At 72.2% G+C, this 24,448-nt stretch carries 19 protein-coding genes; 11 read left to right on the plus strand and 8 right to left on the minus strand.

The window, feature by feature from the left end; genetic code table 11:
- Positions 1 to 85 precede the first annotated feature (85 nt).
- A complete protein-coding gene (locus tag C8E87_RS39590) occupies positions 86 to 1,150 on the minus strand; it encodes a M48 family metallopeptidase (protein ID WP_133878471.1) in 1,065 nt (354 codons plus the stop codon).
- Between the two features lie 248 nt (positions 1,151 to 1,398).
- Between C8E87_RS39590 and C8E87_RS39595 the strand changes: the two genes are divergently transcribed.
- Positions 1,399 to 2,259 carry an alpha/beta fold hydrolase gene (locus C8E87_RS39595; RefSeq protein ID WP_133878472.1) on the plus strand — a complete coding sequence of 287 codons (861 nt, stop codon included), beginning with the start codon at positions 1,399 to 1,401 and terminating at the stop codon, positions 2,257 to 2,259.
- A gap of 209 nt (positions 2,260 to 2,468) precedes the next feature.
- Here the strand turns inward: C8E87_RS39595 and C8E87_RS39600 are convergent, their stop codons facing one another.
- Positions 2,469 to 3,593 (minus strand): endo-1,4-beta-xylanase, encoded by a 1,125-nt coding sequence (locus C8E87_RS39600; RefSeq protein WP_133878473.1) that lies wholly within the window; start codon positions 3,591 to 3,593, stop codon positions 2,469 to 2,471.
- Between the two features lie 84 nt (positions 3,594 to 3,677).
- Positions 3,678 to 4,211 carry a GNAT family N-acetyltransferase gene (locus C8E87_RS39605; RefSeq protein ID WP_133878474.1) on the minus strand — a complete coding sequence of 178 codons (534 nt, stop codon included), beginning with the start codon at positions 4,209 to 4,211 and terminating at the stop codon, positions 3,678 to 3,680.
- A 164-nt stretch (positions 4,212 to 4,375) separates the two neighbouring features.
- Between C8E87_RS39605 and C8E87_RS39610 the strand changes: the two genes are divergently transcribed.
- The 3 genes from C8E87_RS39610 to C8E87_RS39620 are packed head-to-tail and all read left to right on the plus strand — an operon-like array spanning position 4,376 to position 6,818.
- The gene (locus tag C8E87_RS39610) at positions 4,376 to 4,654 is read left to right on the plus strand and encodes a hypothetical protein (RefSeq protein WP_133878475.1); all 279 of its coding nucleotides are present in this window, start codon (positions 4,376 to 4,378) and stop codon (positions 4,652 to 4,654) included.
- A complete protein-coding gene (locus tag C8E87_RS39615) occupies positions 4,651 to 5,229 on the plus strand; it encodes a phosphatase PAP2 family protein (protein WP_239080050.1) in 579 nt (192 codons plus the stop codon). Before C8E87_RS39610 ends, C8E87_RS39615 begins: the two co-directional genes overlap by 4 nt.
- A 59-nt stretch (positions 5,230 to 5,288) precedes the next feature.
- Positions 5,289 to 6,818, plus strand: coding sequence for a GGDEF domain-containing protein (locus tag C8E87_RS39620; RefSeq protein ID WP_133878476.1), 1,530 nt, complete (start codon positions 5,289 to 5,291; stop codon positions 6,816 to 6,818).
- Here C8E87_RS39620 and C8E87_RS39625 read toward each other — a convergent pair.
- Positions 6,815 to 7,981, minus strand: coding sequence for an RtcB family protein (locus C8E87_RS39625; RefSeq protein WP_133878477.1), 1,167 nt, complete (start codon positions 7,979 to 7,981; stop codon positions 6,815 to 6,817). The genes C8E87_RS39620 and C8E87_RS39625 overlap by 4 nt on opposite strands.
- 164 nt (positions 7,982 to 8,145) lie before the next feature.
- Between C8E87_RS39625 and C8E87_RS39630 the strand changes: the two genes are divergently transcribed.
- A complete protein-coding gene (locus tag C8E87_RS39630; RefSeq protein ID WP_133878478.1) occupies positions 8,146 to 8,805 on the plus strand; it encodes an HAD family hydrolase in 660 nt (219 codons plus the stop codon).
- Here C8E87_RS39630 and C8E87_RS39635 read toward each other — a convergent pair.
- Positions 8,792 to 9,823, minus strand: coding sequence for a PQQ-dependent sugar dehydrogenase (locus C8E87_RS39635; RefSeq protein ID WP_133878479.1), 1,032 nt, complete (start codon positions 9,821 to 9,823; stop codon positions 8,792 to 8,794). The two genes, C8E87_RS39630 and C8E87_RS39635, sit on opposite strands and share 14 nt — an antisense overlap.
- Before the next feature lie 121 nt (positions 9,824 to 9,944).
- Here C8E87_RS39635 and dacB point away from each other — a divergent pair, with 121 nt between their 5' ends.
- Both dacB and C8E87_RS39645 read left to right on the plus strand, forming a co-directional pair.
- Positions 9,945 to 11,579, plus strand: coding sequence for a D-alanyl-D-alanine carboxypeptidase/D-alanyl-D-alanine endopeptidase (gene dacB / locus C8E87_RS39640; protein WP_133878480.1), 1,635 nt, complete (start codon positions 9,945 to 9,947; stop codon positions 11,577 to 11,579).
- A 9-nt stretch (positions 11,580 to 11,588) separates the two neighbouring features.
- Positions 11,589 to 12,983 (plus strand): serine hydrolase domain-containing protein, encoded by a 1,395-nt coding sequence (locus tag C8E87_RS39645; protein WP_133878481.1) that lies wholly within the window; start codon positions 11,589 to 11,591, stop codon positions 12,981 to 12,983.
- Between the two features lie 237 nt (positions 12,984 to 13,220).
- Here the strand turns inward: C8E87_RS39645 and C8E87_RS39650 are convergent, their stop codons facing one another.
- Positions 13,221 to 18,668: an ATP-binding protein gene (locus C8E87_RS39650; protein WP_133878482.1), complete on the minus strand. Its 5,448-nt coding sequence runs from the start codon at positions 18,666 to 18,668 to the stop codon at positions 13,221 to 13,223.
- 135 nt (positions 18,669 to 18,803) lie between these two features.
- Between C8E87_RS39650 and C8E87_RS39655 the strand changes: the two genes are divergently transcribed.
- Positions 18,804 to 19,160 (plus strand): response regulator, encoded by a 357-nt coding sequence (locus C8E87_RS39655; RefSeq protein ID WP_133878483.1) that lies wholly within the window; start codon positions 18,804 to 18,806, stop codon positions 19,158 to 19,160.
- On the opposite strand, the gene C8E87_RS39660 is transcribed toward C8E87_RS39655, so the two are convergent.
- Positions 19,138 to 19,791: a response regulator transcription factor gene (locus C8E87_RS39660; protein ID WP_133878484.1), complete on the minus strand. Its 654-nt coding sequence runs from the start codon at positions 19,789 to 19,791 to the stop codon at positions 19,138 to 19,140. The two genes, C8E87_RS39655 and C8E87_RS39660, sit on opposite strands and share 23 nt — an antisense overlap.
- A gap of 89 nt (positions 19,792 to 19,880) precedes the next feature.
- On the opposite strand from C8E87_RS39660, the gene C8E87_RS39665 reads away from it, so the two are divergent.
- Positions 19,881 to 20,111, plus strand: a complete 231-nt coding sequence (locus C8E87_RS39665) for a DUF5999 family protein (RefSeq protein WP_133878485.1) — start codon at positions 19,881 to 19,883, stop codon at positions 20,109 to 20,111.
- Here C8E87_RS39665 and C8E87_RS39670 read toward each other — a convergent pair.
- Positions 20,100 to 21,458 carry a sensor histidine kinase gene (locus tag C8E87_RS39670; RefSeq protein ID WP_239080049.1) on the minus strand — a complete coding sequence of 453 codons (1,359 nt, stop codon included), beginning with the start codon at positions 21,456 to 21,458 and terminating at the stop codon, positions 20,100 to 20,102. The two genes, C8E87_RS39665 and C8E87_RS39670, sit on opposite strands and share 12 nt — an antisense overlap.
- A gap of 79 nt (positions 21,459 to 21,537) precedes the next feature.
- On the opposite strand from C8E87_RS39670, the gene C8E87_RS39675 reads away from it, so the two are divergent.
- Both C8E87_RS39675 and C8E87_RS39680 read left to right on the plus strand, forming a co-directional pair.
- Positions 21,538 to 22,512, plus strand: coding sequence for a zinc-dependent alcohol dehydrogenase (locus C8E87_RS39675; protein ID WP_133878487.1), 975 nt, complete (start codon positions 21,538 to 21,540; stop codon positions 22,510 to 22,512).
- Positions 22,513 to 22,668: 156 nt separating this feature from the next.
- Positions 22,669 to 24,423 carry a hypothetical protein gene (locus C8E87_RS39680; protein ID WP_133878488.1) on the plus strand — a complete coding sequence of 585 codons (1,755 nt, stop codon included), beginning with the start codon at positions 22,669 to 22,671 and terminating at the stop codon, positions 24,421 to 24,423.
- Positions 24,424 to 24,448: the final 25 nt, after the last annotated feature.

Consider the following 24,448-nt stretch of genomic DNA (forward strand, 5'->3'; position numbering starts at 1 on the left):
CGACCTCGTCAGCCGGGTCGCGGGGCGAAACTCGCGGCCCGCTCCCGCCCCGCGCGGAACATGCCACGCGGGGCGGGCCGGCTGATCAGTTGCCGTTGCCGTTGCTGCCGTTGGAGTCGCCCCGGCCGCGGGCCCAGTCGCGGGCTCCGCGGGCCGCCGAGCCGACCAGGTCGGCCGCCCCGCCCGCGGCCTTGCGGGCGAAGGTGACCAGCGGGTCGGGCGTCTCGCGCAACGTGTCGCGGTAGCTGGCGGCCGCGTCCTTGATGTCAGCGGTCACCGAGGCGTCGCGGTCGTCGTCGCGGCGCGGGTAGTCGCCCCCGAGGATCCGGGTGTACTCCCCCGAGTCGACCCATTTCTGCAGCTCGGCCGCGCGCGCCACCGGGAACGGCTCGCCGCTGAACGCGGTCATGCCGATCTTGTGGATGCTGTCGCGGATGTCGCCGCCGCCCTCGTACTCCGCGGCCTGCTCCAGGAAGGCCGCGGTGTCGATCTGCGACAGGTCGCCGCCGCCGGCCATCTTCATGAACAGGCGCAGCGAGGCGGCCGGGTCCTGAGCCGCGAGCAGACCCGCGCGGTCGGCCGACAGCTCGGCCTTGCGCCACCACTCGTACATGGCCGCGATGATCGCCCGCATCGCGATCACCCCCACCGGCACCCAGCTGATGTTCGTGACCCAGCGGGTCAGGATCGTCATGATCGTCTGGTAGACCGCGTGGCCGCTGCGGACGTGGCCGATCTCGCGGCCCAGCAGGGTGCGCAGTTCCTCGTCGTCCAGTTTCTCGACCGCGCCCGTGCTGATCACGATGAACGGCCTGTCCATGCCGATCGCCTTGCCGCTGATGATCGGCTGCTGGGTCACGTAGAGCTCGGGGCGCTCGGCGACGTCGAGCGTGTCGGCCGCCTCGACGAACAGCCCGTGGACCCGCGGGTACTGCCGGTGGTCGACGCGGATCGAGCCGGCCAGGTACGACAGGCGGAACCCCCGCTCGTTCCACATGCCGAACAGGCCGCGCACGACGTCGTCGAAGCCGCGCAGCTCGCGCAGCGCCGTCAGCGCGCCCCGGTCGGCGGGATGCTCCCAGGCCCGCGAGCTGATGCCGGTCAGAGCGACCCGCTGCCGCGCCGGCCGGTTGTCGTCCTCGATTGTCATCGTGACCCTCCCGTGGTCGGTTCCGGAAAGAGAATCCCGGAGCCGGAGGGATTCTCGCATCGGCTGTGAGCCGGAAACCTGGTGGATCCACTGCGACTTTCGGCTGATGCTTCGGTACTGCCTCGACCCCGTGCTCAAGTAGGTCCCGCGACGGGCTCCGAGCGTCCAGAATTTCTTCCGGCGGCACCGATGAGTTCCGCCGCCAGGGCAGGTCGTACCGGCAAGACCGAAGAACGAGAGGCACTGAAGTGACTGCTGAGACGCACACTCTGACCACCGACGGCGCCGAGATCACCTACGACGTACGCCCCGGCGACGGCCCCACGTTGCTGCTGATCGGCTCACCGATGGACGCAAGCGGGTTCACCACCCTGGCGGGCCATTTCCCCGACCGTACGGTGGTCACCTACGACCCGCGCGGCATCAGCCGGAGCAAGCTGACCGGCGGCCAGAGCACATCAACTCCCGAGCAGCACGCCGACGACCTGAGCCGCCTCATCGACGCGATCGGCGGCGGCCCCGTCGACGTGTTCGCCAGCAGCGGCGGCGCGGTCAACGGGCTCGCGCTGGTCACCGCCCACCCGGGCCAGGTGCGCACGCTCGTCGCCCACGAGCCGCCGGCCCTGCCCGTGCTGCCCGACCGGGAAAACGCGCTCGCCGCCGTCCAGGGCATCTATGACCTCTACCAGAAATCGGGACAGGGCCCGGCGATGGTGAGGTTCATCCTCAGCACGAGTGTCAAGGGCGAGATCCCTGCCGGGTGGATCGACCAGCCCGGCCCCACGCCGGAGGAGTTCGGCATGTCCTCGGTGGACGACGGCTCCCGCGACGACATCCTCCTCGGTCAGAACCTGATCTCCTGTACGCATTACGAGCCCGACTTCGCCAAGCTGCGGGGCGCCTCGACGCGCATCGTGGTCGCCGTCGGCGCGGAGTCCGAGGGCGAGCTGGCCCACCGCGCCGGCGAAGGTGTCGCCGCCGGTCTGGGATCCGAGCCGGTGACGTTCCCGAGCCACCACGGCGGCTTCCTGGGCGGCGAGTTCGGCCAGATGGGCGACCCCGACAACTTCGCCGCCAAACTGCGCGAGGTCCTCAACGACAAGTCCTGACGAACCGGTCGCGAAAGCCCGCCCGCATCGAGAAACGGGGGCGGGCGGGCGAGAGCACCGGCGACCCGTGCGGGCCGAGAGGACGCGGCCCGCACGGGTCCAAGAGCGCACGGTCCGCCCGGGTCGAACGGGCCGGGTGAGACGACCGGCAACCCGCGCGGGCCGGTGATGGGCGGCCGGCGCGGGTCGGCAGTGGGGTCGTGGAGCGGTCAGTGGTGCCCGTGCCCGTGGCCATGCCCGTGGCCTCGGGCGGCGGCCAGGGTGTCACGCAGGGCGTAGTAGGCGGGCTTCTTGGTGAAGTCCTCCCACATCACGGTGGCGGCGCCTTCGGACGGGAAGAACACCGGCACCCAGGAGTACTTGTCGGTGAAGCCCCAGATCGTGAACGAGTTGCAGTCGTCGACCGCGAGGCACGCGTCCAGCACGGTCTTGTAATAGGTGGCCTGCGTGGCCAGCTGCTCGGCGGTCGGCACGCCGCCCTCGGGCAGATCCATACGGACGTCGAGCTCGGTGATGGCGGTCTTGAGACCCAGGTTGTCGAAACGCTGCAGCACGCCCGCCAGCTGGTCGGGGGCGCCGTACCGCATGCTCAGGTGGGCCTGCGAGGCGAAACCGTGCAACGGCACCCGGGCGGCGAGCAGCTGCTTGGCCAGGGTCTCGTAGGCGTCGACCTTCACCCCGGGCCACTCGACGCCGTAGTCGTTGAGGAACAGCTGCGCCTTCGGGTCGGCCTGGTGGGCCCAGCGGAACGCGTCCGCGACGATGCCGGGGCCGAGTTCCCGGATGAAGATGTTCTCCTGCCGGTACTCGCCGTTCTCGTTGAAGATCTCGTTCGCCACGTCCCACTGGTGGATCTTGCCCTTGTAGCGGCCGACCACCTTGGTGATGTGGTCCTTGAGAATCTTCCGCAGCTCGGCCTCGGTGAACGTGCCCTCGTTGAGCCACGCCGGGTTCTGGCTGTGCCACAACAGCGTGTGACCCCGTACGGCCTGGCCGTTGTCGCGGGCGAACCGGACGATCGCGTCGGCCGGGCCGAAGTTGTACTTGTTGCGCTCGGGGTGGATGAACTCCCACTTCATCTGGTTCTCGGGTGAGGCCGAGTTGAACTCCTTGGCCAGCACCTGCCGGTACGGCTTGTCATTGGGGAACGGGTCGGGATACGGCTGGTCGACATGATGGCCGCCGCCCGCGACCGCGGTGCCGATCCGCAAGTCTCGGGGAGCCGCCGATCGCAGGGTCTGGTCCTTGCCGCCGGCTTGGACGGGTTGAACAACAAAACTGAGAGTAGCCGTGGTGGCGAGGACGGCCACCACGGCACGAGTTGCTCTTTTCACGTGGAACTCCTTCTAGGAACGTCGGTGGTTCGCTCCCGTAACTTCCGGAGGTTCCTCGTAAGTTATTGGCCGGACTGGCGTACGTCAATGTTGTCTTTCCCGGACGATCGTCGTCGCGCTCTCCCCCGGCGCCTGCGGCTCCCGGATCTCCCGCCCCACCTCGGTGAACCCGGCCTTGGCGGCGACCGCGGCCGACGCCTTGTTCAGCTCGTCGTGCAGGATCGCCACTCGGGCGATCCCCGGCAGCGTGAACGCCACCCGGGTCAGCGCGTTGACCGCCGCCGTCATGTAGCCGCGCCCTGCGTACGGGGTCCGGGTCCAGTAGCCGATCTCGAGCACGCCCGGCCCCCGGCGGGTCATCAGCCCGATCGAGCCGGCCAGTTCCCCGACGCTGGTGAAGATCGCGTAGTTGAACTCTTCGCCGTCGGCCCAGCCCTCGCGCGACCGCGTGATGAAGTCGACCGCGTCGTCGAGGTTGTAGGCCTCGGTGGCCCAGGGCAGGAATTCGCGCAACTCGGGCAGCGACTCCTTGACGGCGGCCAGCGCCTCCGGGGCCCACTCCAGCTCCCAGCGCTTGAGCACGAGCTCACCGGCATTGATCATCTCGGGTGGTTCCATGCCGCAGAGCCTTCCCGCACCCCCGCCCCGGACGCAACCGACATACACCCCGGCAACCAGCGTGCCGGGGCCGGCGCCCGGCACCCCCGGCGGACGTCAGCGGGACGGGTCGCGATCGCTCGGCGCCACCGCGTGGTCGAGCGGGACTTGTTAGGCTTCCCGGCGTGCTGGCCATCCTCACTCCGGGTGCGGGCGGGCTGCAGCGGTTGTTCGCCGGTTACGCCGGGGCCGGCCCGAAATGGGACGTCCGGAGCGCACGGCTGCACGAGGCGCCGGGCCGCATCCGGGCCGGCACGCCGGCCGAGCCGGACGTGCCCGCGGCCGAGCTGGACGTGCCCGCGGCGGATCTGAGCCGCTGCGACCAGGCGCATCCGGCGCGCGACCTCACCGCCGTGGCCGGAGCGCCGCCGACCTCCTGCCGCACGGACCAGGAGCGCCGGTGAGGATCGGGTTCGCCCGTGTGATCACCGAGGTGTTCGCGCCCGGCGTGCTCGTCGCGTTGCTGCTCCTGGTGGTCGGCTTCCATGCGGGCGGCGAGCCGGGCGTCTCGCGGTGGTGGGGGGCGCCGGCCGCGTTGTTCGCCGCCGGCATTCCCATGGCGTACGTGGTCAGGGGTGTCCGCCGGGGCCGGCTGACCAGCCACCACATCCCCGAACGCGAGCACCGCCGCGGGCCCTTGCTCTTCGGCATGGTGTCGGTGGCGATCGGCACCACCGCTCTCGTCGCGCTGGGTGCCCCCAGGGAGTTGCTCGCCCTGCTCGCGGCCGGCATCACCGGCCTGGTCGTCTTCGGGGTCGTCACCGCGTACTGGAAGATGTCGATCCACTCCGGGGTGGCCGCCGGGACCGTGGCCGTGCTGGTTGCCGTCCACGGCCCGGTCGCGCTGATCGCCGTGCCGCTGGTGCCGCTGGTGGGCTGGTCCCGGTTGGTGCTGTCGGCGCACACGCTCGCGCAGGTGATCGCGGGGACGCTGGTCGGGGCGCTGATCGCCGGGACGGTTTTCCCTGTTCTGCGGTGATCCGAGATGTCCCGGCCGTAACCTGGTCAGGCTGAGGGCGACGGCATCGGGAGGGGCGCATGTCTCTGCCCCGCGGGCCGGACGACGAGCATGTCGCCGCGATCGAGAAGGCGTACGCGCTCATCGAGTCGGCGCAGGGCGAGATGAGCCCGGCGGAGGTCGACGCCGCCTGCCGGCACATCGGCCACGCCGGCCGGCCCGACGTCGAGATCCTGCTGCACTTCGCGCGGTCACTGGCCGTACGGGAAACCGGTGTCGATCATTCGGCGCACCTGCAGGAGATGCTCCGGTGCGCGGTCGGCCTCGGCGATCCCGCCCTGCTCGCTCTCGCGCTCGGCGCCGGCGCGGCCCGCCGGGCCGACGCCCGCCGCGCGCTCGAAGCCTCCGAGGGCGCCGCCAGCCCCTTCGTCCGTGCGGTGGGATTGCTCGACGCCGCCGACGGCCCCGTGGTGCATCGGGTCGCGGCGCAGATCGAGGTCGGTCAGGTCGCCCACCTGATGGGGTTCTGGGAGGTCGCGCTCGAGCACAGCGACCTCGCCGAGCAGGCCCTGGACGCCGCGGGAGACGCGCCGTGGGCGGCAACCGTGCGGCGGCAGCGGATAGTCATCGCGATCAACAAGATCGACCTGGTGCTGGACTGGAGCTGCTCCCAAGCCATGATCGGTGACTGGGCGGGGGCGGCCGACCGAGCCGCGCCGGTCCTCGACGGGGCCGGGGACGTGGTCGGAGAGGACTGGCCGCCGACGTGGCAGCGGGACTATCACGGCCATCTGCTGCTGCTGGCAGCGCTGGCCGGGAAACCGCTCACCGGCCTGGGACTCGTCGAGGTGGACGACGCGGTGGCCGCGCTGGCCTCGGCGATCCGCGCTGCCCGCTCCGGCCGAGGGCTGCAGGCCGCGCGGCTCGCCGAAGGACTGACGCTTCCCGAGCTGACACCGGCCGGCACCCGGCTGCTCGCGTTGAGCCTGGCCGCGCACCGGCCCGGCACGGCCGAGGCGGCCCTGCGGTACGGCGACGAGCTGGCCCGCCTGCGATGGAGCGACCGGATCGAGCGGATGACCGCGATGCGCGACGCGATAAACGTCGAGCGGCGGCGGGTCGAGCACGAGCAGCTGCGCCGGGACGTCCTGACCGACGAGCTGACCGGGCTGGCCAACCGGCGGGGCTACCAGGCCTACCTGGCCGGTGAGCCGGCGCAGCCCGCGTACGCGGTCATGATGATCGACGTCGACCACTTCAAGCTCGTCAACGACAGGTTCGGCCACGATGTGGGCGACCGCGTGCTCGCCGCCATCGGGGCGATCCTGTCCGAGCACGTCCGCCCGGCCGATCTGGCGGCCCGGCTCGGTGGCGACGAGTTCGTGGTGATCCTGGCCGGGGTGCGGCCGGAGGTGACCGGGGCCCGCGCCCAGGCCGTGGTGGACGCCGTACGCGATCATGACTGGCCCGCGGTCGCCCCCGGGCTCGCCGTGTCGATCAGCGTGGGCGTGCACCACGGCGGCCCCGACCAGCTCGCCGGCCTGGCGTCCGGCGCCGACAAGCGTCTGTACCAGGCCAAGAGCTCGGGCCGGGGCCGGGTGGTGAGCTAGTCGCCCTTCACGTTGACGATCTGGCGCAGCGTGTGCCGCACCTCGACCAGGTCGTCCGCGTCCTGCATGACCACGTCGATCGGCTTGTACGCGCCCGGGATCTCGTCGAGGAACGCGTCGGTGTCGCGGTACTCGATGCCCTTCATCGCCTCACGCAGCTGGTCACGGGTGAACGTCTTGCGCGCCTTCGACCGCGACAGCTGCCGGCCCGCGCCGTGCGGCGACGAGTTCAGCGCGACCGGGTTGCCCTTGCCTGCCACCACGTACGACGCGTCGCCCATCGACCCCGGGATCAGGCCCGGCCGGCCCTTCTCGGCGTTGATCGCGCCCTTGCGCGAGAGCCACACCTTCTTGCCGAAGTGCGTCTCCTGCTCGGTGTAGTTGTGGTGGCACTGCACCCGCTCGAGCTCCCGCACCGCCCCGCCAACGTAGCCGGCGAAGCAGTCCACGACCCGGTCCATCATCTCGTCGCGGTTGGCCAGCGCGAAGTCCTGGGCCCAGCGCAGCTGACGGATGTACTCCCAGAACTCGTCAGTGCCCTCGGCCAGGTAGGCCAGATCCGGGTCCGGCAGGTCGATCCACCAGCGCTTCGCCGACTCCTGCGCCACCCGGATGTGATGTGTGGCGATCTTGTTGCCGACGCCGCGCGACCCCGAGTGCAGGAACAGCCAGACCTGGCCCTTCTCGTCGGCGGTGACCTCGATGAAGTGGTTGCCCGAGCCGAGCGTGCCCAGCTGCAGCTCCCAGTTGCCGGCGTAACGGCCCGGCTCGAAGCCGGCCTTCTCCGCCTTGACGGTCAGCTTTTCGACCCGCGTACGGGCGGTGTCGCTCACGCTGGTGTTGTACGAACCCGCGCTGAGCGGCACGGCGTTCTCGATCGCCGTCCGCAGCTTCGCCAGGTCCGGCTTGAGCTCGTCCCGGTGATACTGCGTGCGCACGGCGGCCATGCCGCAGCCGATGTCGACCCCGACGGCGGCCGGGATGATCGCGCCGAGCGTCGGGATGACCGACCCGACGGTCGCGCCCTTGCCGAGGTGCGCGTCCGGCATGAGCGCGATGTGCGGGAAGATGAAGGGCAGGCGGGAGGCTTTCTCCGCCTGTTCCTTGGTCCCCGCTTCGAGCAGGCTGGCCCAGTTCACCAGACGCTCGTTGATCTTTTCCATCGCAGTCACCCCTTCCGGGCTCTCGGCCTGCTGGCGTGGCTCACGCTAGCTGGCCAAGATCAGGAGCGCCTCCGATTAACCACTTCACGGTGACCGCCACCTGCCCGGGGGCGCCGCGGGCGAGCGCGTCATCCGGCCCGGTCTGGGGCGGCAATACTGTGCCGGTGACTCTCGACGCGCTGATCTTCGATTTCGACGGCCTGATCATGGACACCGAGTCGACCCTGTTGGAGAGCTGGCGCTGGGAGTGGCGCCGGCACGGCCTGGAACTGCCGGAGGAAGGCTTCTTCGCGGCTCACGGCGGCCCGGTTCCCGAGCGGTACACGGCCCTCGCCGCAGCGGTCGGACCGGGCTTCGACCGCGAGGTCAGCGAGGCCCGGCGCAACGCGTACCGGGCCCGGCTGCACGAGACGCTGGAACCAGCGCCGGGGATCCGCGAGTGGTTCGGCGAGGCGGCGGAGCTGGGCCTGCGGCTGGCGGTGGCCAGCAGCTCGGGCGCGGGCTGGGTGCACGGCAATCTGACCCGGGCCGGGCTGCTCGACCGCATCGAGGTCACGGCCTGCGGCAACGAGGTCGCCGCGCACAAACCCGACCCGGCCGTGTACCGGCTCGCGCTCGAACGGCTGGGCATCCCGCCGTCGCGGGCGCTGGCCTTCGAGGACACCCCGCACGGCGTCGCCGCGGCTCAGGCGGCCGGCCTGCGTTGCGTGGCCATCCCCAACGCGTTCGTCGAGGCCGGCCGTTTCACCGCGGCGGACCTCGTGCTGCCCAGCGCGGCCGACCTCACCCTGGAGACGGTGATCGACAAGGTCACCGGGGTGTGAGGCGCAGGATGCGGTCGTCGCCGTCGCGGACGTCGCCCCGGCCGTCGGTGTTCGAGGTGGTCACCCAGAGCGAGCCGTCCGGCGCGACCTCGACCGTACGGAGGCGGCCGAACTCACCCTCGAGGATCGCCCGCGGCTCGCCCAGGCCGTCGCCCTCGATCGGGACCGTCCACAGCCGTTCGCCGCGCAGCCCGGCCGCATACAGGGTGTTGCCGGCGATCGCCAGTCCTGACGGGGAGGCGTCGCTCGTCGGCCACGTGACCAGCGGGTTGGTGAAGCGGCCGCCGTCGGTGCCGCCCTCACCCTCGACGTCGGGCCAGCCGTAGTTCCGGCCCGGTTCGATCCGGTTGACCTCGTCGACGTCGTTCTGGCCGAACTCGGTGGCGAACAGCCGGTCGTTGCCGTCCCAGGCCAGGCCCTGGACGTTGCGGTGGCCGAGGCTGTAGACCGGGGAGCCCGCCGTCGGGTTGCCCGGCGCGGGGTCGCCCTCCGGGGTCAGGCGCAGGATCTTGCCGTTGGGACTGTCCGGGTTCTGCGAGTGGCTGGTGTCGCCGGCGTCGCCGGTGCCGACGTAGAGCATCCCGTCGGGGCCGAACGCGATGCGCCCGCCGTTGTGGTTGCCCGCCTTGGCGATCCCGTCGAAGATCACCTCGGGTGGGGCGTCGCTCGCCGGCTTGAACCGGACAATCCGGTTGTCGTCGGCGGCGGTGAAGTACGCGTAGACCCAGTCGCCGGTGGCCGCGAGGCCGAGCAGTCCGCCCTCGCCGCCCGCTGCCACACCCGGGACCTCGTACACCGGCTCGGGTTGCCCGCCCGGGGTGATCCGCAGGATGCGGCCGGTGTCGCACTCGGCGACCAGCGCGCCGCCGCCTCGCGGGAAGGTCAGGCCCCAGGGGACGTCGATGCCGGTCGCGACCACCTCCGGGCTGCTCGACGGCGCGTCGGGGTCACCGGCTTCGGCCGTGCTGCCGCAGGCGGCCAGCGCGAAGACCGCGGCCAGGGCGGGGAGTGCTCGCAAGAGAAACCTCCGTCGTCGTTGCCGTCCATGCTCGTGGCAGCCCCCGAAATTCCGGCGAAAGGCGGCCCGCGTACGCAGACACCCCGAGCCACGGATCGGGTTCCCACTCGTTGATCAAGGTATGACCCGCGTACGAGCCGCCGCCCTGACCATCACCGCGGCGCTCACCCTGGCGGCCCAGCCCACGCTCACCCCCACCGCAACCGCCGCCCTCCTCCCCCCGCCGGCCGTGCCGGGCCCGACACCCGCAGCCGCCGCGCCCAGCGTGCCGGCCCCGACACCCGCAACCGGGCGTCGCGCAGCCCTCACCGCGCAGACGTCGCATGCCAAGGCCGGCACCGACCCGCATCCCCCGGCGGGCATCGCCGAGGTGATCGACGAGGTGCTTGCGGATCCGGCGCTGGCGGGATCGCAGGCCGGTGTCGTGGTGGCCGACGCGCGGACCGGCGCCACGCTCGTCGACCGGGCGGGCGCGCGCCGCTTGCTGCCCGCCTCCAACGTCAAGCTCTTCACCTCGGCCGCCGCCCTGGCGATCCTCGGCCCCGGCCGTCGGTTCGTGACCGAGGTCAAGGCCTCCGGTGTACGCCGTGGCAGCTCCCTCACCGGCGATCTGCACCTGCGCGGCGAGGGTGACCCGGCGCTCTCCCCCGCCGACCTCGACGGGCTGGCCCGGGACGTGGCAGCGACCGGGCTCCAAGTGATCACCGGCAACCTCGTGGCCGACGACACCTCCTTCGACTCGCAACGGCTCGGACCGGACTGGGCGTGGGACGACGAAACCTCACCCGGGGCGGCTCCGGTCTCGGCGCTCACGCTGGCGCCGGATGAGGAATATCTGGCCGGGACGGTGACCGTCAAGGCCGTTGCGGCGCCTGTGGACAACCGCCCGGCGCGTCTCACTGTCGACCCGCCGAGCCGGCAACTGACCGTCATCAACCGGACCACTACTGTCGGCAGCGCACCCGGGATCGAGGTCACTCGCCGCCACGGAACCGACGAGATCACGGTCACCGGCCGCGTCCTGCGAGGCGCCGCGCCGGTCACGCGAGCGGTGACCGTACGGGAGCCGACGGTGCTGGTCGCGGACGTCTTCCGGACGGCGTTGCGGCGTCACGGCGTACGGGTGAAGGGTCTGATCGTCGCCGGGAAAGCCACGCCGGCGGAGGCGTCGGTGCTCGCGCGGCACCGCGGCCGGCCGCTCCGGGAACTGATGAGACCGCTGCTCAAGCGCTCGAACAACGCCATGGCGGAACAGTTGGTCAAGGCGGTCGGGCGTACGGCGGCCGGCGCCGGGACGTGGCCCGCGGGCACCAACGCGATCGCCTCCTACCTGGCCCGGCTCGGCGTCGACACGAGCACGATGCGGCTGGCCGACGGTTCGGGGTTGTCCCGGCACAACCTCGTGCCGCCCGCCGCGATCGCCCGGTTCCTGCTCGCCGTCCGGAGCGAGCCGTGGTTCCGGCTCTGGTACGACGCGCTGCCCCTGGCCGGCCACCCCGATCCGCTGGTTGGCGGCACGCTCCGGCTGCGTATGCGCGACACGCCCGCCGCCGGCAACGTCCGCGCGAAGACCGGCACACTCACCGGCGCGTCGGCTCTGTCCGGCTATGTGACCAGCGCCGACAACCGTCCGCTCGTTTTCTCCGTCGTGATCAACAACCAGCTGTCACCGTCGGTCACCCCGCTGCTCGACCGGATCGCCGTCGCCCTGGCGCGTCGTCCACAGGGGCCCGAAAGTGCCGGCGGAGCCTTGTAGGTTCTGCGCATGCCATCGCATCGATCGGATCTGCTGCCCGAGACCACCCGCGCTCTTCGCCACCGGCTGGCCACCGCCCAGGTGTCCGCGCGAGCGCCCTCAGTGGCCGGCGCCGTGGTGCGCGACGGCGGGCCGGTGTGGCGCGAGGGCTGGGGCAGCGTCGACGGCGAGTCCCCGGGCGGCGACGTGCAATACCGGATCGGCTCGATCACCAAGACGTTCGTGACAGTGCTCGTGCTGCGCCTGCGCGACGAGGGCCGCCTCGCCCTGACCGACCGGCTGGACGAGCATCTGCCCGGCACGACGATCGGCGACGCCACGATCGGCGACCTGCTCGCCCACACCGCCGGTCTGGCCGCCGAGCCGCCGGGCCCGTGGTGGGAGCGTTCGCCCGGCACGCTGCGGCCCGAGCTGGGCGACGTGCTGCAGGAAGACCCACGGGTGTTCGTGCCCGGCCACCGCTTCCACTACTCCAATCCCGGCTTCGCGATCCTGGGCGCGCTCGTCGAGCGGCTGCGCGGCGAGGCGTGGACAGAGGTGCTCACGCGCGAGATCCTCGAGCCGCTGGGCATGAAGCGGACGGGTCTGCGGCCGTCACCGCCGCACGCGTCGGGCTGGGCGGTGCATCCGTGGGCCGACGTGCTGCTGCCCGAGCCGGCCCAGGATTACGGCCCGATGGGTCCGGCCGGCGAGCTGTGGTCCACGGCCGACGATCTGGCGCGGTTCGCGGTGTTCCTGCTCGACGGCGACGAGCGGGTGCTGACGGCCGGGTCGCGGGAGCAGATGCGTTTCCCGTCGTCGGCTCCCGAGGCCACGGCGTGGGATTCCTCGTACGGGCTGGGCACCCAGTTGCTGCGCCGGGGCGCGCGGCTGCTGTCGGGCCACACCGGCTCGGTGCCCGGTTTCGTCGCGTCGATCTGGGTCAGCCACGACGACGGGCTCGGCGCCGTGCTGCTGGCCAACACCACCTCGGGCCTGCCGGTCGGCACGGTGGCCGCCGACCTGCTCGAGCTCGTGGCCGACCGGGAACCCCGCATCCCGCCGCCGTGGCAGCCGCTGGCCGAGGTCGATCCCGCCGTGCTCGAGCTGGCCGGTCCCTGGTATTGGGGCCCGGCCGCCCACGTGTTGCGTCCCCTCGCCGACGGCGGGCTCGAACTGGGCCCGCTGTCACCCGGCAGCGGGCGCGGCGCCCGGTTCCGCCCGTCGGGCAACGGCAGCTGGATCGGCTTGAACGGCTACTACGCCGGCGAACGCCTGACCGTCAAACGCGACGCCACCGGCGCGGCCACCCACCTCGACGTGGGCACGTTCGTCTTCACCCGGCACCCCTACGACCCGTCCGCCCCGATCCCCGGCGGCGTCGACCCGGCGGGCTGGCGACCCTCAACGGGCCCGCATGCCTGACTCGGCCTGATCCCCCAGCCTTCGACGGCGCCGGTCCGGGCCGCGCGCAGCAAGCCCGTCCCGGCGTCCATCAGGCTGCCGGGGCGGCGGCAGCCCGCCGTCACGTCGTGTGCGGACGGGCTGCTGTGCTTCGCGCTGACGAATGCCGCCCTCAGCTCCGGCCGCCGGGACGGCGGCAGCCCGCCGTCACGTCGTGTCAGGACGGGCTGCCGCGCTTCACGCTGACGAATGCCGCCCTCAGCTGTCGTGGCGGCGCAGGGCGGCGTCGATGGCCTCGATGATGCGCGGGCGCATCTCGGTGGCCTTGATGACGGCGTCGACCGAGCCGACCTCGACGGCCCGCTGGATGCTGTGCACGCGGTCGAACTCGGTGGCGACCTCGCCCAGCTTCTCGGTCCGTACGGAGTTGCGCAGTTCCTCCAGCTCGGCCGCGAGAGCCCCCCGGTCGGCGCCCGACGCGGCGGCCAGACGCTCCTCGGCCGCCTTGACGCGCGGGTCGGCGGCGGTGCGCCGGTTCACGTCGCCGGTGAAGACCACCGCCGCGGCGGGCGCGCCGCCCAGCACCGAAGCGAACGAGCCCTCCAGCGCGAGCACGGTCATGTTCGGGTTCAGCTTCTTCGAGAAGACCACGAACGCGCCGCCGTGATAGCGGGAGATCACCGTGAACACGATGGGGCCACGGAAGTTGACGATGGCGCGCCCGATCTCGGCCCCGTACTCCAGCTGCAGTTTCCGCATCGACTCGGGCGACCCGTCGAAGCCCGACAGGTTGGCCAGCACGACCAGCGGCCGGTTGCCCGACGCCGCGTTGATCGCGCGGGCCGCCTTCTTGGACGAGCGCGGGAACAGCGTGCCCGCCGTGTACGTGTCGGGCCCGTCGGTGGGCGGGAACCCGCGCCGCGGCACCGACCGTGACTCGATGCCCAGCAGGCAGACCGGGATGCCGCCGAGGTGCACGTCCTGCACCACGGCCGTCTCGGCGTCGGCCATGCCGGCCCAGCGTTCCAGCACGGCGTGGTCCTGGTCGGCCAGCGCCCGCATCACGATCCGGATGTCGAACGCCTTCTTGCGGTCGGGGTTGGCCGTGGCCGAGAAGATCTCGCCGACCGTGGCGAAGTCGCTGCCGGCGACGTCGTGCGGGAACGACGAGATGTCGCGGGTGACCGGGTCGGTCGTCGCCGCGCGCCGCGGGAACGCCTCGCCGGGCACGATGTACGTGTGGTCGTAGTGCGCCATCAGCACGTCGCGCGCGGCCGCCAGGTTGGGCGCCCAGTACTGCGCCTGCCCGTTCGGCCCCATCACCCGGTCGTAGCCGCCGATGCCGAAGTTGTCCTCGGCCGACACGCCGCCGGAGAAGTCGAGCGACTGCTTGCCGGTGAGCACCATGGCCGAGTCGGGCGTCATGACCAGGATTCCCTTGGTGTGCATGAGCATCGTGGCCTCGGCGTTCCAGTACGGCTGGGCGCCGACGTTGATGCCCGCGACCACGATGTTGATCTCGCCGCCGTCCTGGGTGAACTCCACGATCCGCTTGAGGGCGGCCGCGACCCAGTCCATGTTCTCGGTGCCGGACTCCATCGAGATCCGGGCGCCGGCCGACAACGCGTACCACTCCAGCGGCACCCGCAGCCGGTCGGCCAGGTCGAGACCGGCGATCACGCGGCGGCACTCGGCTTCACTCAGCGCGCCCAGGGCCTTGGTCGGGTCGCCCAGCAGCACGACCCGGGTGATGCCCTCGGGGTGCCGCTCGGTGCGGCTGGTGACCACCCCGGCGACCAGCGCGGCCGAGTTGCGGCCCTTCGGCCGGTCGACCGGCACGAGCGCGTGCGACTCGTCGAGGTCATACTCCTGGAAGTCGCCGAGCAGCGCCGTCAGCTCGTACGGATAAACGGTGTTGCGGGCCGCTGCGCGCAGAACCTTGAGGCGGTAGTTGTCCAGCGGCTCGACCGGCTCGTCGGTGGGCTCGCTGAAGGTCAGCACCGGGGCGCCCGTGGCGTCGTTGGAGATGCGCACGGCGACCTTGGTCAGCGTGCCCGATCCGGGGTCGCGGTACCGGCCGATGAACAGGATCTCTTCCAGGCCCGCGCCGGCGCTGGTCGGCAGGACGCGCCGGGCGATCATCTCCATCTCCTCGCGGGAGATCGAGATCGGCGGCCACACGTAGACGACGATGCGGTTGGTGCTGAACCGCTTGTCGGAGGGCCGCTGCGCCTGGGCGCGACGGATGGAGTCGAGGCAGGTGGCGATCGTGTCCTCGGCGGTCGGCAGCGCCACCAGGCGGCCGTCGTGCTCGCGCAGCTCGGTCAGGTCACGCACCTGGGCGAACGCGACCAGCCGGTCGTCGCCCGGGTTCTCCCGCGCGACCGCCCGGAACAGGTAGACCTCTTCGTCGGAGGAGGGCAGCCGGGTCAGGTCGAACTTGCGCAGCCTTTCCAGCTGCATCCGCTGGGCGATGTACGGGTGCAGGCCGCGGATCAGCCTTTCCTCGGTCATCCCGGCGCTGGACGGGCGCCACGTGAAGTGGTGGTGCATGACTGCCCCGCCCCGGCCCGCGACCGTGGTGGTGAGCCGGCGCACCTGCGTGGGCAGCGGGTGCGCGCCGATCACCTCTTGCAGGGCGGCGGCCATGGCGTCGTGGTCGCCGGGCTGGCCCTCCCACGACAGGTAGATGTCGGTGTCGATGGCGGTGTCGCCGGCCAGCGCGGCCAGGCCGTCGAGCGCGGCGCCCAGCCCGTCGAACGACACGGCGGCCGAGACGATCCACGAGCCGGCCCGTTCGGCGACGACGAAGATCCCCGACGTCCGCAGGCCGGTCAGGCCCTTGTTGCCGTAGTAGCGGCGGGTCAGCACCTCGAGCATGACCGAGTTGTCGAGGTTGTCGCGCACGAGGCGCTGGCCGAGCAGGCGCACCAGCGGCTCGGTGCTGCGGACCATCTCGGCGATGCGCTCGCCGCGGTCGGGTGACTGCGGCTCGGCGTCGAGGTGGCGCAGGTGCTTGCGGATGCCGGAGTAGACGCGGGCCCGGTTGCGCAGCAGCAGCGGCTGGCCGAACCACGAGAACACGACGCCGCGGGCCAGGTCGGCCAGGGCCGGGTAACGCACCTGGGTGGCCGCGATCAGCCGTTCCAGGGCCAGACCGGCCGGCTCGCGCAGCGTGTCGTCCGGCGGGGCGGTGGTCAGCCAGGCCCGCAGCAGGGCGGCGATCACCGTGGCGTCGGCGGACGCGCGCTGCTGGGCCAGGAAGATGCGGAAGACGGCGGCCTCGAGCTCCGGCGTGCGTTCCAGTTCCTTGACGCCGTAGTGGCCGAGCGCCTTGGACAGCCGGGCCTGGAACGACTCGGGCAGCCCGGCCCGTTCGACGTCGAGGCTCTGCAGGTAGGTGTGCAGGTATTCGCGGGCGCTGTGCACGTGGGCCTCGCCGAGGCCGTCGTCGGTCGCGGGCCGGTTGCGGCTGAGGTCGGCCAGGTCGGCGAAGACCTCGATCAGCTCCACCTCGCCGGCCAGGGGGCGGTGGGTCTCGGCGGCGGCGGCGCTCAGGTAGCCGGCCAGCACACGGCGTTCGTCGAGCGGGTCGACGTCGAAGCCGAGCAGCAGGCTGCGCAGGTCTTCCTGGCCGCGGGCGACCCGCAGCCCGGGCGACGGCTCGGCCTCGGCGGCGGGCAGGTCGATCTCGACGTCACCGGCGGCGGCCTCCTGCTCGGCCTCGGCGTCGCCGAGCGGTTCGAGGCGCAGCAGCGCGGCCCCCGAGTCGACCTTGGCGCCGACAGTGACCAGCACCTCCTTGACGCGGGCCTTGAACGGCGCGCGGAGCACGGCCTCCATCTTCATGGCCTCGAGCACCAGCACGGGCGCGCCCGCCTCGACCTCGGCCCCGGCCGCGAGCGGGGTGGCGATGACCAGGGCCGGCATCGGGGAGCGCAGCACGCCGCCCTCGTCGCGGCTGATGCGGTGGGTGATGCCGTCGACCTCGACCAGGTGGATCGGGCCGTGGGCGCCGGTGAGCACCTTGTGCCGCCGGCCGTTGACCGTGATGCGGCCGCTGTGCTTGTCGAAGCGTTCCAGCTCGACGTCGGCCGTGCGCACCTCGTGACCGGCCTCGACGCCGACGCGGAACCGGCGGGCGCCGACCCGGGCCACCCGTACGCGGTAGGTGACGCCCCGCAGCTTGAGGTCGAGGGGCGTGCCGCTCTCGTGCCGCACCTGCGGGCGCCCGCCGAACGCGGTGGAGAGCAGGCGCTGCTGCTCGGTGCGCTCCTCCTCCTCGTACGCCTCGATCGCGGCCGCGGCGAGCGCGACGGCGGAGTGCTTGTGCGAGACGAGCCGGCCCTGTTCGCGTACGCGGTCGATCCACCCCGTGTCGGCCGAGCCGTCGATCACCTCGGGCTGGTCGAGCAGGTCGAGCACGAAGCTCTTGTTGGTCGCGCCGCCCTCGATCACCACGGTCGTGTCGGCCATCGCCCGGCGCAGGCGCCCCAGGGCCTCGTCCCGATCCTTCCCGTACGCGATGACCTTGGCGATCATCGAGTCGAAGTCGCCGGGGATCGTGTCCCCCTCGCTCACGCCCGTGTCGACGCGGATGCCGGGGCCGGCGGGCAGGTCGAGCCGGGCGATGCGGCCGGGCGACGGCGCGAAGTCGCGGTCGGGGTCCTCCGCGTTCAGGCGGGCCTCGACGGCGTGCCCGCGCTCGCGGGGCGGCTCGCCGGTCAGCCGGTTGCCCGACGCCACGTACAGCTGGGCCTTGACCAGGTCGAACCCGGTGGTCGACTCGGTGATCGGGTGCTCCACCTGCAGGCGGGTGTTGACCTCGAGGAAGGCCAGCAGGTCGTCGCCCGGGTGGTAGAGGAACTCGACAGTGGCCGCCCCGCGGTAGCCCACCGCGACGGCGAGACGCTCTGCTGAGGCCTTGAGCTCGGCGGCACGCTCGGGCGGCAGCACCGGCGACGCCGACTCCTCGATGACCTTCTGGTTGCGGCGCTGCACGGAGCAGTCGCGCACGCCGAGCGCCCACGCCGTGCCCTGGCCGTCGGCGATCACCTGCACCTCGACGTGCCGGGCCCCGGTGACCAGGCGTTCGAGGAAGACGATGCCGCTGCCGAACGCGCGGGCGGCTTCCTGGCTGGTGCGCTCGTAGGCGTCGGCGAGCTGGCCGGGGTCTCGCACGACGCGGATGCCCCGGCCGCCACCACCGGCGGTCGCCTTGAGCATCAGGGGGTAGCCGATGTCGGTCGCGGCGGCCAGCGCGGCCTCGAGGGTCTCGACCGGGCCGCGGCTCCACGGCGCGACGGGGACGCCGACCTCCTCGGCGATCAGCTTCGCGCCGATCTTGTCGCCGAGCTTGCGCATGGCCTCGGCGCCGGGGCCGATGAACGTGACGCCGATGCGGTCGCACAGCTCGGCGAAGGCCGGGTCCTCGGCGACGAAACCCCAGCCGACCCACGCGGCGTCCGCGCCGGTGTCGACCAGCGCCCGCTCGAGGGTCTTGAGGTCGAGGTAGGGCCGGGCGGCGGCCGGGCCCAGGTCGTACGCGATGTCGGCCTCACGCACGAAGGTCGAGCCACGATCCACGTCGGTGAACAAGGCCACCGTCTCGATCGGGGTCGCGGTCTCCGCGGCCAGCTCACGGACGGCGTGGATGAGCCGCATGGCGGCCTCACCACGGTTGACGACGGCAATGCGAGTGAACACCGGAAAGAGTCCCTACCTCACCTGGAAAGCTTCGTCAGGAGACTACAGGTGACCCGAAGCCGGGGGTACGCCGTTGGGCAGCGGTTCCGGCTAGCAGGAATGTGTACGTCGCCGTGACCTGGAAACCTTGAGGGCGTGACATTGCGCTGCCTGCTCGTCGACGACAACGACCACTTCCTGGCCGCCGCCTGCTCGCTGCTCGAACGGGACGGCCTGGAGGTCGCGGGCACCGCGAAAACCATCGCCGGCGCGCTCGGCCGGGCCGGCGAGCTGGCCCCGGACGTGGCGCTGGTCGACGTCAACCTGGGCGCCGAGAACGGATTCGATCTGGCCCGGAGCCTGGCGCCCACCCCTGTGATCATGATCTCCACCCATGCGGGGGACGACTACGCCGACCTGGTCGACGAGAGCCCCGCCATCGGTTTCCTGTCGAAGCTGGACCTTTCCGGCGCCGCGGTGAAAGAGCTGGTCAGCGGGCCTCGAGAAAGGTGAGCACGGCCAGCACCCGGCGGTGGTGATCGTCGGTCTCGGGCAGCTTGAGCTTGCTCAGCACAGCACGTACATGCTTCTCGACAGTGCCCTCGGTGATCCACAGCCGGCGCGCGATGCCGGAGTTGGACTGCCCCTCGGCCATCTGCGCCAGCACCTCGCGCTCACGGGCGCTGAGCACCGCCAGGGGGTCGTCGCGCCGGCGTGCGGTGACCAGCTCCGAGACCAGGCCCGGGTCGATCACCGAGCCGCCGTTCGCGACCCGCTCGGCCGCCCCGAGGAATTCCCGTACGTCGGTGATCCGGCTCTTGAGCAGGTAGCCGATGCCGCGGCCGCCGGCCAGCAGCTCCATGGCCTGGTCGACGTCGGCGTACGCGGAGAGCACGAGCACGCCGGTGCCGGGCAGCTCGGCGCGGATCTCGCGGGCGGCCCGCAGACCCTCGGTCGTGTGCGTCGGCGGCATGCGCACGTCGGCGACGACCAGGTCCGGTTTCGTGGCCCGTACGAGTTTCATCAGCTCGCCGGCGTCACCGGCCTGCCCCAGCACCTCCAGCCCCTCCCGCGTGAGCAGGCTGGCGATCCCCTCGCGCAGCAGAACGTCGTCCTCGGCCACAACCACCCTGAGCCCGGTCATGGTGGAATTATGCGGCTACCGGCTACCCGGTATCGAGGAGTGGGGATGGCATCGATGTGCCGCCGCCGCGTTTTCATGAGCCTGTATGCATGTGTACGCACACTCCCGAGTGCCCGCCGATCGACCAGCCGGGCTGGGACACCGCTGCCGTGCTCGTCCACCACGAGGACCTGGGCTGGAGCCTGCTGTGCAACGGCGCGGTCGTGCTCGACGCGGTCGTGAGACCGGAGCCCGCACCCACCGCGACGGTCACCGGGATCCGGCGCCGGAGCACCCGTACGCGCCGCCGCGAACCGGCCCCCCAGCCCTTAGCCGCTTAGCGGGACCCGCACGGACACGGTCGTTCCGGCGCCGGCCGGGCTGCTCACGTCGAACGTCCCGCCGAGGGCCTCGATCCGGTCCTTGAGGCCGAGCAGCCCGGTCCCGCCCGAGAAGTCGGCCCCGCCCGAGCCGTCGTCGTGCACCCGCAGCCGCAGGCTCCCGTCCTCGGCCCGGGCCCACACCTCGACCACCTGGGCCGCCGCATGCTTCACCGCGTTGGTCAGCACCTCGGAGACCACGTAGTAGGCGCCCACCTCGATCGGCTGGGGCAGCCGGCGCGGCAGCTCAACGTCGACCTCGACGGGCAGCGGCGACCGGCGGGCCAGCGCCCTGAGCGCCGGCCGGAGCCCGTTCTCCGAGAGCACCGCCGGGTGGATGCCCCGCGACAACTCGCGCAGCTCGTCGATCACCGTCATGAGGTCGCCACCGATCTCGGCCACCTCGTCGTCCTGCGCCGCCATGCGCAGCCGCAGGGCCAGCGCGACCAGCCGCTGCTGGGCGCCGTCGTGCAGGTCGCGTTCGATGCGCCGGCGGGCCTCGTCAGCGGCGGCCACGAGACGGGCGCGGGAGCTGATCAGCTCGGCGCGGCTCTGCGCGTCGGCGACGGCGGTGGCCACCAGTTCCGTGTAGTCGCTCATCCGCGTCTCGGTGTCGTCGGGCAGCCCGCCCTCGACCGAGCCGACCGCGAACATCCCCCACAGCCGGCCGTTCACGACGATCGGTACCCCCACGGCGGTGGCGTCGAGCCGGGACGAGTGCGCGGTCTCCCGTACGCGGTTGATCAGCCCCGCGGACACCTTCGGCTCGGCCGCCCCCTCGCACGCCAGCTCGGTCGTGGAGCCGTCGAGCTCGTACCGGATGAGGGCGGCCGTGTCGCTGCCGAGGTGACGCCGGACCTCCCCGGTGGCCGCCTCGAACACCCGCTGCGGGGCCTCGCCCTGAGCGATCAGCAGCGCGAGCCGTCGCAGCGACGCCTGCACCTCGGCCATGTCGCCGCGCGCCCGTTCCGCCTCGACCGCCCGCCGGGCTGTCACCGTGGTCACCGTGCCGACGATCACAGCCATCCCGAGGAACGTGCCGAGCAGCGTGAAGGCCGCCTCGTTGAGGTCGCGGAACGGCGGCAGGAAGAACCAGTCGTACGCCAGGATCGCCGCCGTGCCGACCGGAAGGGCGAACAGGATGCCCCCGAAGCGCGCCACCAGCAGCACCACGGCCAGCACGACCAGCGCGAACGGGATCGCGTGGAGGTGACCGACCACCGCCTCGCCGACCCAGCGCGCGACCAGGAACGACACGACCCCGGCGACGGCCGACAGCGCGACCTGCGCCGGGAAGGGAATCCGCACGTTCCGAGGCTGCCACCGCCCGGCCCGCCGGCACAACCGCCGCCCGGCCGCCGGGTCCGAGCGGTGTTAGCGTCGCACCATGCTGGTATCGCGTCTGCACGCCGCCGGGGATGTTCGCCTGCACACCGAGGACCAGCCCTCGCCGAGCGGGCCGGACGAACGCCTCGTCGAGATCACCTCGGTCGGGGTGTGCGGGTCCGACCTGCACTGGTTCACCGAGGGGGCGATCGGTGACGCCGCCGTGGCGCGGCCGCTGGTGCTCGGCCACGAGATGGCCGGCGTCATCCGCGGCGGACCGGACGACGGCGTACGGGTCGCGGTCGATCCCGCCATCCCGTGCGAGCGTTGCGAACCGTGCCGCACGGGCTGGGTCAACCTGTGCCTGAACATCGTGTTCGCCGGGCACGGCGACCACGACGGCGGCCTGCGCCAGTTCCTGACCTGGCCGTCGCACCGGCTGCACCGGCTGCCCGGCTCGCTCTCCGACGACGACGGCGCCCTGCTCGAACCGCTCGGCGTCGCCCTGCACGCGCTCGACCTGGCGCACCTGCGCATGGCGTCGACGGTCGCCGTGGTCGGCTGCGGCCCGATCGGCCTGCTGCTCATCCAGCTGGCCCTGCGGCACGGCGCCACCCGGGTGCTGGCCGCCGAGCCGCTTGCCCACCGGATGGCCGCCGCCGAACGCTTCGGCGCGGAGCCCGAGGAGCAAGCGGAAGCGGTCGCCGACGTCGTCTTCGAGGTCTCCGGCTCCGACGAGGCCGTCGACTCGGCGCTGCGGCTGGCCAAGCCCGGCGCGCGCGTCATCCTGGTCGGCATCCCCGACGGCGACCGGACGTCGTTCAGCGCCGCCCGCGCCCGCCGCAAGGGCCTGAGCCTGGTGCTGTCGCGCCGCATGGGCGAGGTCTACGACCGCGCGATCGACCTCGCCGTCCGCGGTCTGGTCGACCTGAAACCGCTGGCCACCGACGTGTACCCGCTCAAGGACGTGAACGCCGCCCTGACCGCGGCCGCCGCCCGCCAGGGCCTCAAGACGCTCGTCCACCCCAACGCCTGACAGAGATCTGGATCCTCGGCGCCCGGCGCAGCTGGACCAGAGGTGCACGGATGGCTGAAGAGCCGGACACGGGGCGGACGGAGGTTGAGCCCCGCCCCGAAATGGCCCATCCTGGCCCGCATGCCTGACGCCCGTTATGTCCAGTCATGTCCGTCGGTGACGGCCTCCCGCGGGCGGCGGAACACCCCCGGCCCGGACCGAGCGGCGAGAACCGGAGCAGCGGCACTCCGGCTGGCACTCGTCGCGGCGTTCGGGTTCGCGGCACTGAGCGGCGCCGAGCCTGCGCACGCCGCGCCCACCCCCAACGTCGACTCGGGCTTCGGCGCGGGCGGCGTCGTCACGGTCCCCGGCCGTTCCGTGGACACGACCGTCGACGCCTCGGGCCGCATCAGGCTGCTGACGACCGACGATCAGGGGGTCACGCGGCTGACCACGCTCACCCCGGACGGCATGAAGGAGCACGAGGCCGTCGTGCCCTTCGCGGGTTTGCTGGCCACGGGCTCGGACGGCTCGGCCGCCGTGGTCGCGACCGCTCCGACAGGCATCCGCGTGCACCGGGTGGGCGGCGCCACGACCACCGCCCTCGACGGCCGCCCGATCGAGGCCGTACGGGCGGTCACCGTTCGCCGGAACGGCACCCTCATCGTCCAGACCCCGCACGTCTTGGTGGCGATCAAACCGGACGGTTCGCTCGATCCGTCCTGGTCGGGCGACGGCGTCGTGGAAACAACGGAAGACATCCGCGCGATCACGGCCACCGGCGACCATCTGCTCACCGCCACGAGCACCTCGATCGTCCGCTACTCCCCCGGCGGCGCCCCCGAGACGGTCCGGTTCACGCTGCCCGCGGGCTTCGACCCGTACGGGCTGAGCCCGGCCTTCGTCAGCGGCCGCTCGGCGAACCGCATGGCCGTCGTCAAGCTGCTGCCCACCGGCGCGCCCGACCCCACGTACGGGATGAAGGGTCTCGCCGTGGGGGCGGCGCACGATTGCGCCCCGGCCGCCCGGCGCGCCTTCCCGACCAGCGCCGGAGCGACGGCGATCGGCGAGTGCGAGGCCGGTCTGGTCCACGTGCAGCAATTCACCGCTGCCGGGACGGATGCGGGTGAACTCGTCGTCGACCAGGCGGGCACGCAGCGGGCCCTCGGTGACAGCGGCGGCGGCCCGCAGCCCGGCGACCGCACGATCGTCACGTTCGCGTCGGAGGGCTCCACGACCAGCGTGGTCCGTCTGCTCCCGCGTACGGTCGTGCCCGCGTACGTGCCGATCACCCCCGGCCGCCTGCTGGCGCCGACCCGCGTCGGGCCCGGGAAAGAGGTCGACGTCATCGTGCGGGGCACCAACGCCTCGGCCGTGGCGATCGACGTCGCCGTGGCACGCGGGAGCGCACCGGGTGGCGTCCTGGCCTATCCGAAGGGCACGAAGCCGCCCGCCGTGGCGACCAACCTGCACAGCACCGGGCAGTCCGTGACGCAGCGGATCGTCGTGCCGTTCCCGAAGAACGGGCGGATCACGCTGCGCAACGCGTCTAGCGGGCCGGCGAACCTGGCCGCGAACCTCGTCGGCTGGTATCGCGCCGGCGCGTACCTCCCGGTCACTCCCACCCGCGTACTGGCAGCTCGGGGCCTGAAGGCCCACCAGGCGATCACCTTTGCCGTGGCGGGGCGCGCGGGTGTGCCGGCGACCGCCCGAACCGTGCTCGTCAACCTGTCGGTCAACGGTGTGACCAGCGCGGGAAGCCTCAAGCTGAGCCCGGCGAGCCGCTCGGTGCTCGCCTCGCACGGACCGGGCCGGCCGGGCAACGCGACCACCCGGGTGACGCTCGGCACAGGTGGCCGGATGACCGTGGTCAACAACGCTCCGACATCGGCAAATGTCACGGTGGACGTCGTCGGCTACCTGAAATCCTGATTTCGGTTACGCGGAGCGTCCATAC

Source organism: Paractinoplanes brasiliensis, assembly GCF_004362215.1.
Taxonomy (GTDB): domain Bacteria; phylum Actinomycetota; class Actinomycetes; order Mycobacteriales; family Micromonosporaceae; genus Actinoplanes; species Actinoplanes brasiliensis.

Coding starts and splice junctions, on each gene's coding strand:
- C8E87_RS39590 (WP_133878471.1), bottom strand. CDS start 1,150: ATGACAATCGAGGACGACAACCGGCCGGCGCGGCAGCGGGTCGCTCTG.
- C8E87_RS39605 (WP_133878474.1), bottom strand. CDS start 4,211: ATGGAACCACCCGAGATGATCAATGCCGGTGAGCTCGTGCTCAAGCGC.
- C8E87_RS39620 (WP_133878476.1), top strand. CDS start 5,289: ATGTCTCTGCCCCGCGGGCCGGACGACGAGCATGTCGCCGCGATCGAG.
- C8E87_RS39625 (WP_133878477.1), bottom strand. CDS start 7,981: ATGGAAAAGATCAACGAGCGTCTGGTGAACTGGGCCAGCCTGCTCGAA.
- dacB (WP_133878480.1), top strand. CDS start 9,945: ATGACCCGCGTACGAGCCGCCGCCCTGACCATCACCGCGGCGCTCACC.
- C8E87_RS39645 (WP_133878481.1), top strand. CDS start 11,589: ATGCCATCGCATCGATCGGATCTGCTGCCCGAGACCACCCGCGCTCTT.
- C8E87_RS39660 (WP_133878484.1), bottom strand. CDS start 19,791: ATGACCGGGCTCAGGGTGGTTGTGGCCGAGGACGACGTTCTGCTGCGC.
- C8E87_RS39665 (WP_133878485.1), top strand. CDS start 19,881: ATGTGTACGCACACTCCCGAGTGCCCGCCGATCGACCAGCCGGGCTGG.
- C8E87_RS39675 (WP_133878487.1), top strand. CDS start 21,538: ATGCTGGTATCGCGTCTGCACGCCGCCGGGGATGTTCGCCTGCACACC.